This window comes from Pantoea sp. SM3640, from assembly GCF_015654165.1.
GTDB lineage: Bacteria > Pseudomonadota > Gammaproteobacteria > Enterobacterales > Enterobacteriaceae > Pantoea > Pantoea vagans.
In genome coordinates this window covers 3,315,113-3,330,223 of record NZ_CP064872.1, presented here as the reverse complement: position 1 = coordinate 3,330,223, position 15,111 = coordinate 3,315,113, and the positions used below count along the sequence as shown (strand labels likewise).

At 52.3% G+C, this 15,111-nt stretch carries 16 protein-coding genes, 1 tRNA gene and 1 pseudogene; 11 read left to right on the top strand and 7 right to left on the bottom strand.

All coding sequences use genetic code 11. From position 1 onward, the window contains the following. The first annotated feature begins 4 nt into the window (after positions 1–4). Together IV493_RS15510 and IV493_RS15505 are read left to right on the top strand one after the other, a co-directional pair. Complete coding sequence (locus IV493_RS15510; protein ID WP_033731366.1) at positions 5–1,774, top strand: GMC family oxidoreductase; 1,770 nt, start codon at positions 5–7, stop codon at positions 1,772–1,774. Positions 1,775–1,778: 4 nt separating this feature from the next. Next, on the top strand, positions 1,779–3,041 hold the full coding sequence (locus IV493_RS15505) for a cytochrome c (RefSeq protein ID WP_195857405.1): 1,263 nt from the start codon (positions 1,779–1,781) through the stop codon (positions 3,039–3,041). A gap of 43 nt (positions 3,042–3,084) precedes the next feature. Here IV493_RS15505 and IV493_RS15500 read toward each other — a convergent pair whose 3' ends face one another. From IV493_RS15500 to IV493_RS15490, 3 genes are all read right to left on the bottom strand, one after another. Further along, positions 3,085–3,753, bottom strand: coding sequence for a MarC family NAAT transporter (locus tag IV493_RS15500; protein ID WP_095706283.1), 669 nt, complete (start codon positions 3,751–3,753; stop codon positions 3,085–3,087). Between the two features lie 15 nt (positions 3,754–3,768). After that, positions 3,769–4,404: a hypothetical protein gene (locus IV493_RS15495; protein ID WP_195857404.1), complete on the bottom strand. Its 636-nt coding sequence runs from the start codon at positions 4,402–4,404 to the stop codon at positions 3,769–3,771. Positions 4,405–4,535: 131 nt separating this feature from the next. Continuing rightward, the gene (locus tag IV493_RS15490; protein ID WP_013359966.1) at positions 4,536–5,045 is read right to left on the bottom strand and encodes a DUF2501 domain-containing protein; all 510 of its coding nucleotides are present in this window, start codon (positions 5,043–5,045) and stop codon (positions 4,536–4,538) included. 529 nt (positions 5,046–5,574) lie between these two features. Here IV493_RS15490 and IV493_RS15485 point away from each other — a divergent pair. Next, positions 5,575–5,976 carry a DUF2382 domain-containing protein gene (locus tag IV493_RS15485; protein ID WP_095706281.1) on the top strand — a complete coding sequence of 134 codons (402 nt, stop codon included), beginning with the start codon at positions 5,575–5,577 and terminating at the stop codon, positions 5,974–5,976. 16 nt (positions 5,977–5,992) lie between these two features. Beyond that, a complete protein-coding gene (locus tag IV493_RS15480) occupies positions 5,993–6,979 on the top strand; it encodes a YsnF/AvaK domain-containing protein (RefSeq protein ID WP_195857403.1) in 987 nt (328 codons plus the stop codon). 765 nt (positions 6,980–7,744) lie between these two features. Here the strand turns inward: IV493_RS15480 and IV493_RS15475 are convergent. Then, positions 7,745–7,954 (bottom strand): hypothetical protein, encoded by a 210-nt coding sequence (locus IV493_RS15475; RefSeq protein ID WP_033762275.1) that lies wholly within the window; start codon positions 7,952–7,954, stop codon positions 7,745–7,747. After that, positions 7,935–8,576: a hypothetical protein gene (locus tag IV493_RS15470; RefSeq protein ID WP_195857402.1), complete on the bottom strand. Its 642-nt coding sequence runs from the start codon at positions 8,574–8,576 to the stop codon at positions 7,935–7,937. The genes IV493_RS15475 and IV493_RS15470 overlap by 20 nt, the downstream gene beginning before the upstream one ends. Positions 8,577–8,703: 127 nt before the next feature. Between IV493_RS15470 and IV493_RS18630 the strand changes: the two genes are divergently transcribed. Continuing rightward, the gene (locus tag IV493_RS18630) at positions 8,704–8,835 is read left to right on the top strand and encodes a hypothetical protein (RefSeq protein WP_255529577.1); all 132 of its coding nucleotides are present in this window, start codon (positions 8,704–8,706) and stop codon (positions 8,833–8,835) included. A gap of 99 nt (positions 8,836–8,934) precedes the next feature. On the opposite strand, the gene IV493_RS15460 is transcribed toward IV493_RS18630, so the two are convergent. Both IV493_RS15460 and IV493_RS15455 read right to left on the bottom strand, forming a co-directional pair. Then, complete coding sequence (locus IV493_RS15460; RefSeq protein ID WP_147789340.1) at positions 8,935–9,612, bottom strand: bifunctional 2-polyprenyl-6-hydroxyphenol methylase/3-demethylubiquinol 3-O-methyltransferase UbiG; 678 nt, start codon at positions 9,610–9,612, stop codon at positions 8,935–8,937. Continuing rightward, positions 9,609–10,622: an HNH endonuclease domain-containing protein gene (locus IV493_RS15455; RefSeq protein WP_195857401.1), complete on the bottom strand. Its 1,014-nt coding sequence runs from the start codon at positions 10,620–10,622 to the stop codon at positions 9,609–9,611. The genes IV493_RS15460 and IV493_RS15455 overlap by 4 nt, the downstream gene beginning before the upstream one ends. Before the next feature lie 377 nt (positions 10,623–10,999). Between IV493_RS15455 and IV493_RS15450 the strand changes: the two genes are divergently transcribed. From IV493_RS15450 to IV493_RS18625, 6 genes and pseudogenes are all read left to right on the top strand, one after another. Continuing rightward, on the top strand, positions 11,000–11,461 hold the full coding sequence (locus tag IV493_RS15450) for a hypothetical protein (RefSeq protein WP_195857400.1): 462 nt from the start codon (positions 11,000–11,002) through the stop codon (positions 11,459–11,461). 41 nt (positions 11,462–11,502) lie between these two features. Further along, positions 11,503–11,877: a hypothetical protein gene (locus IV493_RS15445; protein ID WP_195857399.1), complete on the top strand. Its 375-nt coding sequence runs from the start codon at positions 11,503–11,505 to the stop codon at positions 11,875–11,877. 150 nt (positions 11,878–12,027) lie between these two features. Beyond that, complete coding sequence (locus tag IV493_RS15440; RefSeq protein ID WP_195858193.1) at positions 12,028–13,059, top strand: DUF1176 domain-containing protein; 1,032 nt, start codon at positions 12,028–12,030, stop codon at positions 13,057–13,059. A 122-nt stretch (positions 13,060–13,181) separates the two neighbouring features. Continuing rightward, positions 13,182–13,266 (top strand) — tRNA-Leu (locus IV493_RS15435). A 200-nt stretch (positions 13,267–13,466) separates the two neighbouring features. Continuing rightward, a pseudogene (locus tag IV493_RS15430) lies at positions 13,467–14,732 on the top strand (tyrosine-type recombinase/integrase). Positions 14,733–14,942: 210 nt separating this feature from the next. Continuing rightward, positions 14,943–15,068, top strand: coding sequence for a hypothetical protein (locus IV493_RS18625; protein WP_004707111.1), 126 nt, complete (start codon positions 14,943–14,945; stop codon positions 15,066–15,068). Positions 15,069–15,111 lie beyond the last annotated feature (43 nt).

Here is a 15,111-nt window from a genome sequence, read left to right as displayed (position 1 = left end):
TATCATGGCACAGGTTACTAAAAAAGAAGTCGACGTCGTGGTCTGCGGCCTCGGCTGGGCAGGCTCGCTGATGAGCATCGAGCTGGCACTGGCAGGTCTGGACGTGCGCGCCCTGGAGCGCGGCGGCGATCGCGATTATGACGAATTCGCCTACCCGAAACCGGCGGATGAATACGCCTATGCGGTGCGCAACAAAGTGTTTGCTACACCCGCCGAAGTGGCGGTCACCGTGCGCTACAACAGCAGCCAGACGGCATTGCCAACCCGTAAATGGGGCGCGTTCGCCCCGGGCACTGGCGTGGGCGGCTCCGGCCTGCACTGGACGGCGGTACTGATCCGTCCGACGCCGACCGATATCAAACTTAAAACCTACGTTGACGAAGCTTACAAGCCCGGCATTCTGCAGGATGATATGCGGGTGATGGACTTCCCGTTCAGCTGGGAAGAGATCGAGCCGTACTACTACAAATTCGAACTGATTTGCGGCCAGTCGGGTAACACCGGCAACCTGCGCGGTAAAATCCTGGAAGGCGGCGACCCGTTTGAAGGCCCGCGTTCCGAGCCTTATCCGCTGCCCGCGCTGGATGACACGCTGAACAACGTGATGTTCAAAGAGGTGGCGACGAAGCTCGGTTACCACCCGTTCCCGAACCCGTCAGCCTGTGTGTCGCGCGCATGGAAAAACCCGTATGGCAACCAGATCGCACCGTGCAACTACTGCGGCTACTGCAGTAAATATCCGTGCCTGAACTACTCCAAAGCGTCGCCGCAGACCGCGGTAATGGATTCGCTGAAGCGTATGCCGAACTTCTCGTATGAAGTGAATGCGGAAGTGATCAAAGTCGTGCTGAACGATGATAAGAAAACCGCCAAGGGCGTGATCTATATCGATGCACAGGGCAATGAGTGCTTCCAGCCCGCCAAAATCGTGGTGCTGAGCAGCTTCCAGCTCTACAACGTGCGTCTGATGCTGCTTTCTGGCATCGGCAAGCCTTACAACCCGATTACCGAAGAGGGCGTGGTCGGCCGTAACTACGCGTTCCTGTCGAACGGCGGCGCAACGCTTTTCTTCAAAGATAAAAACTTCAATCCGTATGCGACTGCGGGCGCGACCGGCCAGATGTTTAACGATATCTCGCCAGGCAACTTCGACGGTCCTTCGCTCGGCTTCCTGGGCGGCGCGAAGATCCACAGCTCACAGGCGACCGGCACGCCGATCAGCACCGCGCTGCCAAAAGGCACGCCGACCTGGGGCATGGGCTACAAGGAAGGTCTGGAAGAGTGGTACGGCCATTCGATGAAGATCAGCATCACCACCACCTGCCAGTCTTATCGCGACATCTATCTGGATCTCGATCCGAACTACAACGATCACCGTGGCCTGCCACTGCTGCGTATGACGTTTAACTGGAAAGAGAATGAGCTGAAGCTGCAGCAGCATCTGAAAGGCATCGTTGGCAACATCGCTAAAGAGCTGAACCCGGACAGCATGAGCATGAGCTTCCTGCCGATGGGCGCGGACTTCGATATCACCAAGTATGTCTCTACCCACAACGTGGGCGGCGCGGTGATGGGCGATAACCCGAAAACCTCTGCGCTGAACAAGTATCTGCAGAGCTGGGATGTGCATAACGTCTTTGTGCCCGGCGGCAACGCCTTCCCGCAGAACTTCCAGGCGAACCCGACCGATACCATCGGTGCGATTACCCTGATGGCGGCGCAGGCGATCAAAGATCACTACCTGAAAAATCCCGGCCCACTGGTACAGGCATAAGCGCATGAATAAGCTGAAACTGAAGTCTTTTATTTTTGCTAACGCGGTGCTGCTGGCCAGCGGATTTGCGCTGCCGGTTCACGCCGAAGATGAAGCGCAACTGATTAAGCAGGGTGAGTATCTCTCGCGGCTGGGCGACTGTATGGCGTGCCACTCGCTGCCCGGCAAACCGGCCTATTCGGGTGGACTGGCGATTGAGTCGAACCTCGGCACCATCTTCTCGACCAACATCACGCCGGATAAGCAGCACGGTATCGGCAATTACAGCGAGCAGCAGTTCTCTGACGCGGTGCGCAAGGGCGTATTACCGGACGGATCGCATCTCTATCCGGCCATGCCGTATCCTGACTACGCCAAAATCAGCGATGCCGATATGCACGCGCTCTACGTCTACTTTATGAAAGGCGTGCAGCCGAGCGCAGAACAGCCACCGGAAACCGATCTGAGCTTCCCGTTCAGTCAGCGCTGGGGCATGCGGTTCTGGAACTGGGCGTTCGCGTCCGATAAACCGTTCCAGCCGATTGGCGGTGCATCAGCCGAAGTTAACCGCGGTGCCTATATCGTGGAGAGTCTGGGTCACTGCGGCAGCTGTCATACGCCGCGCGGTCTGGGCATGAACGAGAAAGCGCTGGATAGCGGTGACGATAAATTCCTGGCGGGCGGCAGCCTGAACAACTGGGATGTCCCGTCACTGCGTGGCCTGCCACACTGGAGCGAGCAGGAAGTCATTGATTACCTGCAGACCGGCCGTAACGATAAAGCGGCAGTCGGCGGCGAGATGACCTCGGTGGTTGAGCACAGCAGCTCACACATGACCGATGCCGATCTCAAAGCTATCGCGGCCTACCTGAAGTTCCTGGGCGGCAATCCGCCATTGCAGGCGTTCAACGTGCAGGCGCAGCAGGCAACGGAAGCGAAACTCACCGCCGCGAAGAACCTCAGCGAAGGCGAGCGTCTCTATCTGGATAACTGCGGTGCCTGTCACTTCGTGACCGGCAAAGGCGCGCCTGGGATCTTCCCGGAGCTGGATGGCGCAACCATCGTGAATGCTAAGGATCCAACCGGCTTGATCCACACCATTCTGGCCGGCGCGCAGCAGCCTTCTACCGAGAAAGCGCCGTCTAAACTGGCGATGCCGGGCTTTGCCCAGCGGCTGAATGATGATGAAGTCGCGCAGCTGGCGACCTTTATTCGTCAGGGCTGGAGCAACACCGCGCCTGCGGTGAGCAAAGATCAGGTTGATGAAGTGCGTAAAACGCTGAAGTAATCGCGCTTTCCCCTCTGCCTGTCCGGAGAGGGGAAAACCCGCATTAATGGAAGGTGCGCACCACTTCCAGCACGCCGTTAATGATGAACTGCACGCCCATACAGACCAGTAAAAATCCCATCAGGCGCGATATTGCCTCAATGCCGCTTTTCCCCACCAGCTTCATGATGGCCCCTGAACTGCGCAGCGAGATCCACAGGATCAGGCTCACCAGCAGGAAGGTCAGCACTGGCGCAACACTGATCACCCAGGCGGGGAAATCGACGCCACTTCTCACCGTTGAGGCAGAGGAGATGATCATCGCAATGGTTCCCGGTCCCGCCGTGCTTGGCATCGCCAGCGGCACGAAGGCGATATTCACCGGCTCTTTCGTTGCCTCCTGCTCATCCAGTTTGTGCTTCGCTTCGACCGAATGACCCGCCGGCTTCGCCGGAAACAGCATCCGGAAGCCGATAAAGGCGACGATCAGGCCGCCCGCCATACGCAGGCCAGGAATGGAGATGCCGAAGGTATTCAGCACCGCACTGCCCGCGTACCACGCCACCATCATGATGGCGAAAACATAGATAGAAGCCTGCCGCGCCTGGCGGTTGCGCTCCTGGAAGTTCATCTCACCCGCCAGCCCTAAAAACAGCGCCACGGTGGTGAGCGGATTGGCGAGCGGCAGGATCACTACCAGCCCCAGGCCAATCGCTTTAATCAGCTCCAGCATGTCCGAACTCCCTGATTAGTGTTTCGGGCGCTCCAGCGCCTCTAACAGTTCCGGGAAGAAGTCCTGCAGGATTTCGGGCGTCATCAGTTCGGGATACTGCATCAGATGTTCGCGGATACGTTCGTTGACGTCCGGTAGCAGACGCTGGGCCGCGGCGCTGGCGGTGATTTTGTGCTTCTTCATGGCGCGCAGCAGATCGCCTGGCAGCGAGTCTTCGTCATCGCCGTCATCGACCATCTCCAGCGCATCCAGCTCGTCGAACATCTCCATCAGCGCTTCGGTCTGCGGCGTGCGCGACTCATATTCACGCGGATGTTCATCTTCAAGGAAGCGCAGCATCGCGCGCATTGGCGTACCGTCTGGCGTGGATGGCGGCTCGGTCGCGAACCAGCTCAGCAGCTGATGCATAGTGACCTGATGGACGCGATAGCCGCTGTCGACCAGCTCATCGGCCAGCAACTCGGCGGTTTCGTTTTCAATCAGGCAGATGTGGGTGCGTTTAGGTTCGTACTGCTCCAGCCACTGATAGATCTCTTCAATCACGCCATCGTCATACTCGAATTTTTTGCTGAGATAGCTGTCGTCCTGTTCGTGAACGCAGGCCTGAATCTGATCGGGGTCGAAGTAAAGTGCGATGTTGATGCCTTTCATGCGTGCTGTCCTGTAGAAACCAAAACAACACTATAGCGCTCAACCCCAGGTTAAGGGAATGTCAGGCATCACAGCAAAGCGGGGTTTAACGCTCCCCTCAGAGAAGAGAGGGGAGAGATGAAGAGAAGGGATCAGGAGATAAAGTTTTTGCCCTGCTTCAGGACCACGTCGCAGGCTTTTGTTTTCAGCTTCTCACCCATCGGCGAGTTGCTCAGGCTTTGCAGATTGAGCTGCTGGCCGTTACCGGTATTCAGCAGACCTGCCACGCCCTGGGTGTAATCGGTTTTCTGCTCCTGCGCGGTCGTCGTATTCAGACCGAGCTTGCTCAGCACCTGATCTTTCACCGACTGCACATTGTTTTTCACCACGTTGTGTTCGACGCAGTACTGCATCACACCGGCCGCGTTGGTCATGCTGTTGGCGCTGACCGCTTTGTCGCCGCCGCCCAGCATGCTGGTAATAGTAGAGAGCGACATGCCGCCATTCTGCTGCGTGGTGCTGGTGGTGCTGCCGTTGTTCTGCTGGCTGAGCTGCGATGCTGCACTGCTCAGCTGATCCTGCCAGCTTGCCGCTGATGCACTGCCTGCCACCAGAAGTGCCGCCATGCCCAACATCCATGCACTGCGTTGTGCCTGTTTCATCTTAACCTCAGTATCTGCGTATTCAGTTTTGCTAAGAGAGTCTGACGAGCAGAAAGTTCCTGAACTTCCTTCATAAATAACGCTTTGGGAATCTTCTGTAATAAGGCGATTAAATATGCGGATGAGTACGGGTGTTATTATTTCGTGAGATGACTTGCCTTGGTGCGTTAATTAGCTCATCTGCTGAAACATTCTTTAATATTCTCGGCGGTTTTATCAGGAATTGTCCTGGTCTGAATTAAATAATTCGTTTTTCTATAAGCGATTTTATAAGTTTTTTGTCTGCGGTGTTAATATTTACCTTCGCAATTACTTCTTCGCATGTTGCAGTTTTATATGTATTTTTTATTTTTAGCGTAGCGGTAGTGAAAGAGATTTCGCGGGATTCAGACGGTATTTTTCGTACCGTAATTAAATCGGGCCAGCAAAAAAATTTATTATCCCGCCTTGCGAAAATCGCGAGGGTGTTCATGCTTAATCACTGTGTCAGGCAGTTGTGGCCAATATTTAAATTAACGGGAGAGTTATTATGGCTGGACAGCCAGAGCACAATAATAATGCAGAGGTCACGCTTAAACTCGCTGAAGAGCAAATAGCCCTGACGAAGCAAAAGATTGTGGATGGACATGTCCGCGTTACCCGTTCCACAACTGAGCATGACGAGGTCATCAGTACACTCCTTACCCAGGAGAAGGTTGAGGTTAAGCATGTAGCGAAAGCACAGCCCGTTGAAACGATGCCCGAAATCAGGGAAGAGAACGGTGTACTGATTGTCCCGGTAGTAGAGGAAGAAATCGAAATCGTCAGAAAGCTGGTGCTTAAAGAGGAAATCCACATCCGAAAAGTGCAGGAGAATGTTCCTTTTCAGGAAGTGGTGACCCGACGTGAGCAGCAGGTGAACGTTGAGAGAGATGACGATCAAATCAGCTAACAGAGAGGAACCTATCATGGCACAGGAAAAAATCGTAACACTGTTCGATTCTGCAATTCAGGCAGAGGCCGCGAAAAGAAATCTCGTGAAAGCAGGCTTTTCTGATCGGGACATCAGTCTTATCAGTGGAGAACGTTTGCAGCAGGAAGGGCAGTCGATCCGCCATCCGAGCCTGTGGCAGCGTCTGTTTGGGCACGACGTCGATAAAGATGAGGCGGATGTCTACACCCGAGCAATGGACAAGGGCGGCGTAGTGCTGACCATCCGCCCCGAGGAAGAGAAGCTGGCCCGCGCCATGACGATTCTCCATTCTCATGACTCGGTAGATGTGCCGTCACGTATGCAAAGTTCAGTCGGGAACGGCACCACTGCACCGGGCATCAACCCGACCGCAGGCAAGCAGTTTGCCGGTGAGACCAATGACCGTCCGGCTGAGCCTCTACGTACCTCACTGACCGGTGATGAGAGTGAAGCTGATATTCTGCGTCTGGCGGAAGAGCAGGTGGAAGTGGGTAAACGCCTGGTGAGCGAAGGCTCGACCCGCGTACGACGCTATACCGTGACCGATACCGTATCTGAAGATATCTCGCTGCATGAGCAGCACGCTGACATCTTCCGCCGCTCGGTGAATGAACCTGCGCTGGCCGGAGAAGTGGACTGGTCCGAGAAAACCCTCGAGGTCGCTGAGACCCATGAGCAGCCGGTGATTAACAAAACGACCCACGTGAAAGAAGAAGTAGTGGTGCGTACCGACGGCAGCGATCGTACCGAGACCATTAACGACACGGTGCGTCGTCAGGAAGTGGACATCGACCATGCACGAGGTGGTCTGGAGAGCGAACTGCCGGGTACGACAGCAGGGGTAAAACCTGCCGCCGCTACGCAGTCACCAGCAGCGCATAACCGTGACCACAAAGAGAGCCTGACTGAGAAAGTGAAGGACAAAGCTGGCGAAGTGAAAGATAAGGTCGAAAACAAGCTGCATCATGACCATACGCATTGAGGCGCTTATCCTGACAACAACAGGCGCTGATGGGTATCGCTGATACCCGATGCTGAAGATGCAAGGAAGAGCCAACCGCGAGGTTGGCTCTTTTGCGTTTGTGGGGAAGGTGAGTGGTTATGGTTGCGGCTTGTTATGGTGGTGCTGCCGTTATTTTACTGGCTGAGCAGTAACGCTGCATTGCTCAGCTGATCCTGCCAGCTTACCGCTGATGCACTGCCTGCTACCAGACGTGCCACCAGTCCCCATTCCTACGCACTGCATTGTGCTTGTTCCATCTCAACCTCGGTATGTACTTATTCAGTATTCTTAAAAAAGGCTGAGTAGCAGAACGTTTCTGACTTTCTTCATTAAATAGCGCTCTGGGAATCTTTTGTAATAAAAGTGATGAAATATTCAGATGCTTGTGGTTATTATTTTTTTGTGAAGTGATTTTTTAAGTCAGTAATAAGCAAGTTCCGCTTTGCTTGTGGCAAATTTTATAAGCGGCCTCCTCGGGTTGTATGGTGTTTATCTTTGAGGTTATATTTACCGAGTCGTCCTTTTTTCTTTTATTTTTAATGGAATAATAGGTGTGCCGATGAATTTAATGCCGCGATTAATTTAAGGTTGAAAGGTTTTTTTATTATCCTGCTTTGCGAAAATCGCCATATATACCTCCTGACAGACCGATTACGCAGGAGGCAAGGACAGCGTGTTCGTTAGATATCTGGTCTGAACTTATGGCGACTTACGCTTGTTGTCCGGGCTTTAGTCAGCACAGGGTTAACGGCGGTCTGGTTTTTCAGCTATCAGCCACGTCAGGCCGTAAACAACCAGTCCCGCGACAAGAACGAGCAGCGGAACAATGATGCGCATGGCACCCTCATTCAGCGTGGCTGCCAAAAAAATGCCCACCACCATAGCCATTAATACCAGACCGCCAGACACTTCAGCGATGAGCTTACGAAGAAGTCTAATAAGTTTCGATAGCATTAATAAACTCTCTGGAGGCTGAGGGATTTTTACGTAACATTTCACCCATTTTGATGAAGTTCTGCAGAGGCTCTTCAAACATGAAATAGAGCATGTCGTAGTCGTTAATCCGCAGTTTTCGCCACAGTTCAGGGTTTTGCATCTGAAGTCGTCTGGAGGCTTCACAGGCGCGGGAAATTACGCCCTGAGCGATGACGCCGCCAGTCAGGCCACCGGTTAGTCCACGGAGTGCCACGCGGGAAATGAATGACAGCATGACACCACTGATGACCTTTGATCCCAGGTAAGAAGACAAAGTAAGTTGCGTAGCCGTCCGGCTGGTCATTGACGTTGCGTTGCCTATCAGCTTGTCATAAACCTTACGCAGTGCAGGTTCGGGAAGGAACTGCAACGAATCATCAATGATGATATTAACGATTTTCGCTATCTTATTTCTGTCCCTGAAGGCCTGATAGACAGCCCGGCCAACGCGGACGTCGTCATGCATATTGCGTGACTGGATGCCTCTGCCGCCATCAGAAAGGTTTAAATCCTGAAAGGTTCGCTCCAGTCCCAGATAAAAATCCATCGGTACTGAAACTACGCCCGATAAGACTGAACTGGCGAGCATTGTTGCGTCCATTGCTTTTCCTCGGAAACCGTGTCCATTGATGAATTAACATTAAAATATTGTAACTGTCATGGCAATCTTTTGACGATCCTGGCCGCACCAAAATGACAGCTGTAAGATTTTATGTAAAAAACTTTCCATGAACTTTCAACGGGTACCCGGCGCGCATAACCATGACCACAAAGAGAGCCTGACTGAGAAAGTGAAGGACAAAGCTGGCGAAGTGAAAGATAAGGTCGAAAAAAAATTGCATCATGACCATACGCATTGAGGCGCTCATCCTGACAACGACAGGCGCTGATGGGCACTGATAATGTCTGATGCTGAGCATGTGATATGCAAGAAAGAGCCAGGGCCTTTTACAGGGCAGCTAGAAGATTAAACTTTTCCTGATAATCGCATTCAGCCACACTTCGTCGCCGCGTCCGATACGAACATCACCGGTCTGCCAGATTTTTGTCGTTTCAAGCGCGAACCTGCTTCCCGTTGCGTCCTCAGAGCCAGCCTCTTTTTTTATCCCCATCTTATTTTTAGCCAGAATGCCACCACCGACACTATTAATCCCCTCGACCCGTTTCTGTAACCCTGCCGCATCCATATCCGTAAATCTGCGCCCGTCCTTTTCACGTTCGCCGCGTCCATGTTTGAAAGAGAGATACCATACGCCGCCAGGTTTCAGCGCTATGGCCAGCTTTGTCATGACCTCAGGGAGTTCAGTGTCGGAAACATGCAGCAGCGATGCACAGCACCAGATACCGTCATATCTTTCAATCGCATCAACATCCTGAAAACGCATCTGCACTACTGGTTTTCCGGATAACTGACGAGCCAGCGCGACCAGCTCCGCCGAGGCATCAAAGGCTTCGACGTCAAAACCCATTTCGCTAAAGGCTTTGACGTCACGACCTGAACCACAGCCCGCATCCAGAATGCGTGCGCCCGGTGGCAGGAAGTCAACAAAATGTGGGTAAAGCGCAGACATATCCACGCTTACCGTATCGGTAAAAAACCGCTGAGCGTTCTGCCGGTAATACTCTTCGTTGCTCAAAACACGCTGTCTCCCTGTGCCGCTGGCTGCCACTCGTGGAGCAGGGAAAATTTTGCCGTATCCCAGCTGTTTTGCAGGAAACTGTGCCGCAGCAGCGGCGTTGCGCCGGTCTGGCGGATTAACGTCTCCCGCAGTGGCAGATGGCTGTTAATAAAGTATTCGTTTCGATCATGCAGCCGCTGCAGCAGCGTTATCGACGGGATACGCGCAAACTTACCCTGAGCGCCACGATTACAGGTCTGGCAGGCCAGCACCAGATTCCAGACACCGTTGAGGTTGCCGATTTGCTCGCTGAGCATCAGCGGCAGGAAGTGATCGACATCAGCCAGATTCTCCTCGCCGCCCGTCACGCCAATGGTACGGAAGCAGTAAAAGCACAGGCCTTTCTGGTAGCCGTTCAGGCTGCTGCGACAGCTGGTAATGTTGATGCGGCGACCGCTCTGACGGCTGAAAAGCATCTTGTCATTATCGTCATAATCAACCGCAATCAGGTTGCGTGAAACGTTCATCGCCCAGGCTTCTTCAACCAGCCGCCATCTGGCATCCGTTTCCGCTTCCAGACTGGCGAACTGTTCGGTTTCCGTCAGCTGATAAAAGTTGTCTGTAAGCCGGATGCCTTTATGGCTTCGCCGTTCATCCAGGAAAAAGCGTTTGTCGATCTCAGCGTGATTCACATTATGAAAAGCATCAATGACGTTAGCAAAACCGCGCTTAACGGTAATAGTGATCAACTGTTCTTCGTTGATTTCGCCTGCGTTGAATTGTCTGCATACCTCCAGAAACTCGCTGCTTTTGCTGGTGATCTGCTTCGGCGCATGACGCAGATGGGCGCATAAATGCCGCACAAAGGGCACGGCCAGCTCATCCAGCGTAATCAAATCGTTGTCCGGCTGTTTCAGGTCATAGAGCGCATGAGCAAGCGCAAATTTATAGGACGCGACGTTTTTGCCAAAAAGAATAACGCCGCGCCAGTAGTTTTCAAGGCGGGGATCGGCCTGGTAAAAGCGCATGCAGGATCCTGTTTTGCGAGACGGCTCGAAGAATTCACGTAACAGGATCACATAACAAATGCAGATAAATGTAAACCGTGAAGGTGGGTAGGGGGTTAAGCGTTTCTAAAGGCGAACAGGCATTGTAGGTCGATGGAGACAGCATCGGCGTGAGAGGTAAGTAGAGGGAGGATGTTCAGGCTAAAGCGTTGGGTCATTGCCGGTTGTATTAAGGCAACTTATTCGTAAGGCAGGCGCTCAGCGCTGTCTGGAACTGGCACTGGTCAGACAGATTGTACTGCACTGAAAGATGATCGGGCAGGGCGGTAAAAACGGATAACGGCGTCATAACTCATTCGATATAATCAGCAAATCTCCGCGCAGTCCGGGTCATTTAAATGCACGATATTTCCGCTATTCTGTCCACTCTATTAACGTTGGTTTTTGTCATCTGGATCATCAGGTGTTTCTTCTGGCCGTTATTCAATAAAGAGTCGTTCTTTCCGTCTAAAGGCGAGATGAAAAAAATATCGGCTAACACCCCGATATTAAAAAAATTGGGCATGAACACGGAAGATTATTACTATGACAGCGACTTCCTGTATCAGCAGCGTCAAGGCGAAACACTCTGCAAAGTTCCGCTGGAAAATATTATCAGGATAAAAGTCACCGGAACCGAAGTCAGCAGTCGCCGGGTGTGGCTGGTGCGATACGTCACCGGGTCTTATCGCACCGAAAGGGAGTTCAGAGTCCTGAACAACTACACCCTTTTTAATCGGGATTTTGCGGGTTTTCTTGCCGCCGTGAGAGAGGCCAATCCAGCGGCTGAGGTACAGAAAATGACTCTGTGGCGAGTGTAAAATGACAGAAAAGTGCGGAGCGCTCTTGCAGGAGCAAGGATATGGAACCTTCATTAGCTGACGTTATCGCTTTTGTTCGTGAGTTTTCAGGATGCAGACGTGAAAACATTGATGAAAATACCTGCCTGGAAAACGATTTGGGTATTACCGGCGATGATGGTGTTGAATTGCTGGAAGAAGCAGAAAAAGTTTTCGGCGTGAGCTTTTTTGCAGAAGAAGATGATTTCCGGAAGGCGTTTTCCCTGCAAGAAAACGAATATCTTTTCCACAGTGAAGGTATCGACTTTTTGGGTATTGTTTATCTTTGCAGACGACTACGCGGCATTCCTGCGCCTGTCATCCGCGATCTCTCTGTCGGCCAGCTGCACAGCGTGCTGGTAGAAGCTCGTAACAAAAAAGAAAGAGTTGCCCTGTAGCCGCATTGCCCAGGAACGCGGCGTATCCTCTCGTCAAAGTCTGGCGGCAATAAACGATGGCTGTTGGTTTCCTCGCACTCGTGGTGTAAGAGTGATATCAGCACTGATATCAGAAATAAAACCTGAGGGATTAAAGTGAACTGTAAACCGATGCTTTTCGTGCTGGCAATGCTCTCCCTGTCGGCTCAGGCCGCCCAGAGCGGAAAAACGCTCGAGCACAAAGACTGGGAAGTGGTCTGTGATAACACCCTGACCTGCCGTATTGCGGGTTATGCCAAAGAAGAGGATCCCTCCGGCTCCATCCTGCTCACCCGTGCTGCTGGACCGGGAACGGAGACAGTGGGCGAAGTGACGCTGGGCGACACCGAAGATGACAGCGAACCGGCGGAAAAGCTGACGCTGTGGATCAACGGGAAATCAGCCGGTGATCTGGTTGCGGCTGATGACAACTGGCGAATGTCGGCCAGCCAGACCTCTGCGGTAATCAGCGCCGTGAAAGGCAGCGGTAAAGTCGAGTTTAAAGGCGGCACCAAGCCATTCCAGCTTTCTGGCGAGGGTGCGTATGCCGTGCTGCTGAAAGCGGACGACGTACAGGGCCGTATCGGCACGCCAGGTGCGCTCACCAAAAAGGGCAATAAACCGGAAAGCAGCGTGGTTAAGGCTGTGCCCGCACCGGTTATCCAGGCAGCGAAAACCCTCGGCGGCGAACCGCGTTTGCTGACCGCTACAGAAAGCGACGCACTGAAAACCCGACTGCTTGCAACGGTCAATCATAATGACGATGACACGTGCGACAGCCTCTATTCACCTGCAGAAAACAGCGATCCGGAAACCGACGGACTCACGCTTACTCCACTGGATGAAACACACGCTTTGCTTTCGGCGCTCTGCTGGCGTGCCGCTTATAACGAAGGATATGGCTATTGGGTCATTGATAATCAGCTGAAAGGCAAGCCTGAGCTGGTGACCATTTCCGGGTCGGATTACGACAAAGGCGAGATTACCAGCGTGCAGAAAGGCCGCGGCATCGGCGACTGCATGAGTCAGGAAAGCTGGGTATGGGACGGCAAGGCCTTCCGCAAAAGCTATGACGGCGGGACCGGCATGTGTCGTTATATCCATGCGGGTGGCACGTGGGATCTGCCGACGCTGGTGACGGATGTGAAGCCGGTATCGGGTTAAGCCGATGAACCTGAGAACTTAAAAGACGGTTTTTTCAGCAGTTGCACCTCTGCCTGCGGATAAGGGTTGCGGAAACAGGGGGTAACGGTATAATCCTCAACGTTTTCCGCATACCCTTCAGTGCCGAAGTGGCGAAATCGGTAGACGCAGTTGATTCAAAATCAACCGCCGCGAGGCGTGCCGGTTCGATTCCGGCCTTCGGCACCATGTATGCAAATTAAAGTCGCTTAAGGGCGGCTTTTTTTATGTCTGAAATCCAGTATTCGCAAGTCCTTGCCCCGCTTTTTCACTCAACTTAAGTCAACTTGATTCAATCTACATCAACTTACTGATGCGGGTATCACTGCGGGTATATTACAGTTCGATAATATTTGTACCCACACAGAGCTCTTGAAAGGATATTCATCATGGCTCTGAGTGATGTGAAGGTGCGTACTGTCAAGCCTGAAGCAAAAGCCTATAAGCTTACTGATGGTGATGGCATTGTGTTGCTGGTTCACCCTAACGGTTCAAAGTACTGGCGGCTACGTTATCGCTTTGGCGATAAAGAAAAGATGCTGGCGCTGGGGAAATACCCCGAAGTATCGCTGGCGGATGCCAGAGCACGGCGTGACGAAGCACGTAAGTTGTTAGCTAATGGTGTTGACCCCCAGTGAGAATAAGAAATCCGTTAAGGTCGAACAGAAACAAGAGGCGATAACGTTTGAAGTGGTCGCCAGAGACTGGCATGCCAGCAATCAGAAGTGGTCTGAGTCGCATAGTGGCCGTGTTCTTAAAAGTCTGTAAGATAATTTGTTCGATGCGATTGGTAAACGAAGTATCGCAGAGTTAAAAACCTGAGATCTGCTTACACCGATTAGAGCCGTAGAGATATCTGGACGTCTTTAAGTGGCAGCGCGTCTACAACAACGAACAACAGCAATTATGCGATTTGCCGTGCAGAGCGGTTTAATCGATTACAACCCCGCGCAAGAAATTGCCGGTGCGGTAGCTACGGCGAAAAGACAGCATCGTGTTGCTCTGAAACTTAATCGCATTCCTGAATTACTTCACCGCATCGATCACTATTCTAGAAGACCGTTAACCCGGCTGGCTGTCGAACTCACGTTGTTGGTTTTCATCCGTTCAAGCGAGCTGCGTTTTGCCCGCTGGTCTGAAGTGGATTTTGAAACGGCGATGTGGACTATTCCGGGTGAGCGTGCACCGCTGGAAGGTGTGAAGCATTCACATCGAGGATCAAAGATGCGCAATCCTCATCTTGTTCCTTTATCGCAGCAAGCTCTCGCCATTCTGGAAAAGATCAAAAGCATGAGTGGAAACCGTGAGCTGATTTTCGTTGGTGACCATGATCCACGTAAACCGATGAGTGAGAACGCGGTTAATAAATCACTACGAGTAATGGGCTACGACACGAATGTGGAAGTTTGTGGTCACGGTTTTAGAACAATGGCTTGTAGTTCATTGATTGAGTCGGGATTGTGGTCGAAGGATGCGGTAGAGCTGCAGATGAGTCACCAGGAACGTAACTCTGTGCATGCGGCTTATATTCATAAGGCCGAGCACTTAGGAGAGCGGAGGCTGATAGTGCAATGGTGCAATGGTGGGCTGATTATCTGGATGCTAATCGGGAGAAGGGGGTGAGTCCGTTTGATTTTGCAAAGCTTAGGTGGTGATCAACCATGCCTTCTTCTGCATTGTATGGATAGTTCTATATATGCAAGGGCCACTCGGCTTGGATTGAGACACAGTTTCCCTCATGTGGATAAGAACGATACTTAAAACTATGTGCCATCCTTACGTGGCTGGCTTGAGATGCTTTAGCGGCATACCGACTGTGTAGATAGCTTGGAGCGTGATGGGAATATTATGCAAGGGAGTTTTGAGTGTCGCGTTTAGATTTATGTGGTTTTTTGAAGGGGAGCGGCAGTATCAGCAGTGGTGCTGATACTGCCGATTTTTGTGGTAGCTTATTTTTTGTCTGGTTTAGTGAAGTGGAAGCCTTGAATTGAGAATTGTCGGTATACCGTAGCCTCACCAAAGGTGATGTCTAGC

Bases quoted from the DNA above. Each gene is read 5' to 3' on its own strand.
- IV493_RS15510 (WP_033731366.1), top strand. From the start codon at position 5: ATGGCACAGGTTACTAAAAAAGAAGTCGACGTCGTGGTCTGCGGCCTC.
- IV493_RS15505 (WP_195857405.1), top strand. From the start codon at position 1,779: ATGAATAAGCTGAAACTGAAGTCTTTTATTTTTGCTAACGCGGTGCTG.
- IV493_RS15500 (WP_095706283.1), bottom strand. From the start codon at position 3,753: ATGCTGGAGCTGATTAAAGCGATTGGCCTGGGGCTGGTAGTGATCCTG.
- IV493_RS15495 (WP_195857404.1), bottom strand. From the start codon at position 4,404: ATGAAAGGCATCAACATCGCACTTTACTTCGACCCCGATCAGATTCAG.
- IV493_RS15490 (WP_013359966.1), bottom strand. From the start codon at position 5,045: ATGAAACAGGCACAACGCAGTGCATGGATGTTGGGCATGGCGGCACTT.
- IV493_RS15485 (WP_095706281.1), top strand. From the start codon at position 5,575: ATGGCTGGACAGCCAGAGCACAATAATAATGCAGAGGTCACGCTTAAA.
- IV493_RS15480 (WP_195857403.1), top strand. From the start codon at position 5,993: ATGGCACAGGAAAAAATCGTAACACTGTTCGATTCTGCAATTCAGGCA.
- IV493_RS15475 (WP_033762275.1), bottom strand. From the start codon at position 7,954: ATGCTATCGAAACTTATTAGACTTCTTCGTAAGCTCATCGCTGAAGTG.
- IV493_RS15470 (WP_195857402.1), bottom strand. From the start codon at position 8,576: ATGGACGCAACAATGCTCGCCAGTTCAGTCTTATCGGGCGTAGTTTCA.
- IV493_RS18630 (WP_255529577.1), top strand. From the start codon at position 8,704: ATGAACTTTCAACGGGTACCCGGCGCGCATAACCATGACCACAAAGAG.
- IV493_RS15455 (WP_195857401.1), bottom strand. From the start codon at position 10,622: ATGCGCTTTTACCAGGCCGATCCCCGCCTTGAAAACTACTGGCGCGGC.
- IV493_RS15450 (WP_195857400.1), top strand. From the start codon at position 11,000: ATGCACGATATTTCCGCTATTCTGTCCACTCTATTAACGTTGGTTTTT.
- IV493_RS15445 (WP_195857399.1), top strand. From the start codon at position 11,503: ATGGAACCTTCATTAGCTGACGTTATCGCTTTTGTTCGTGAGTTTTCA.
- IV493_RS15440 (WP_195858193.1), top strand. From the start codon at position 12,028: ATGCTTTTCGTGCTGGCAATGCTCTCCCTGTCGGCTCAGGCCGCCCAG.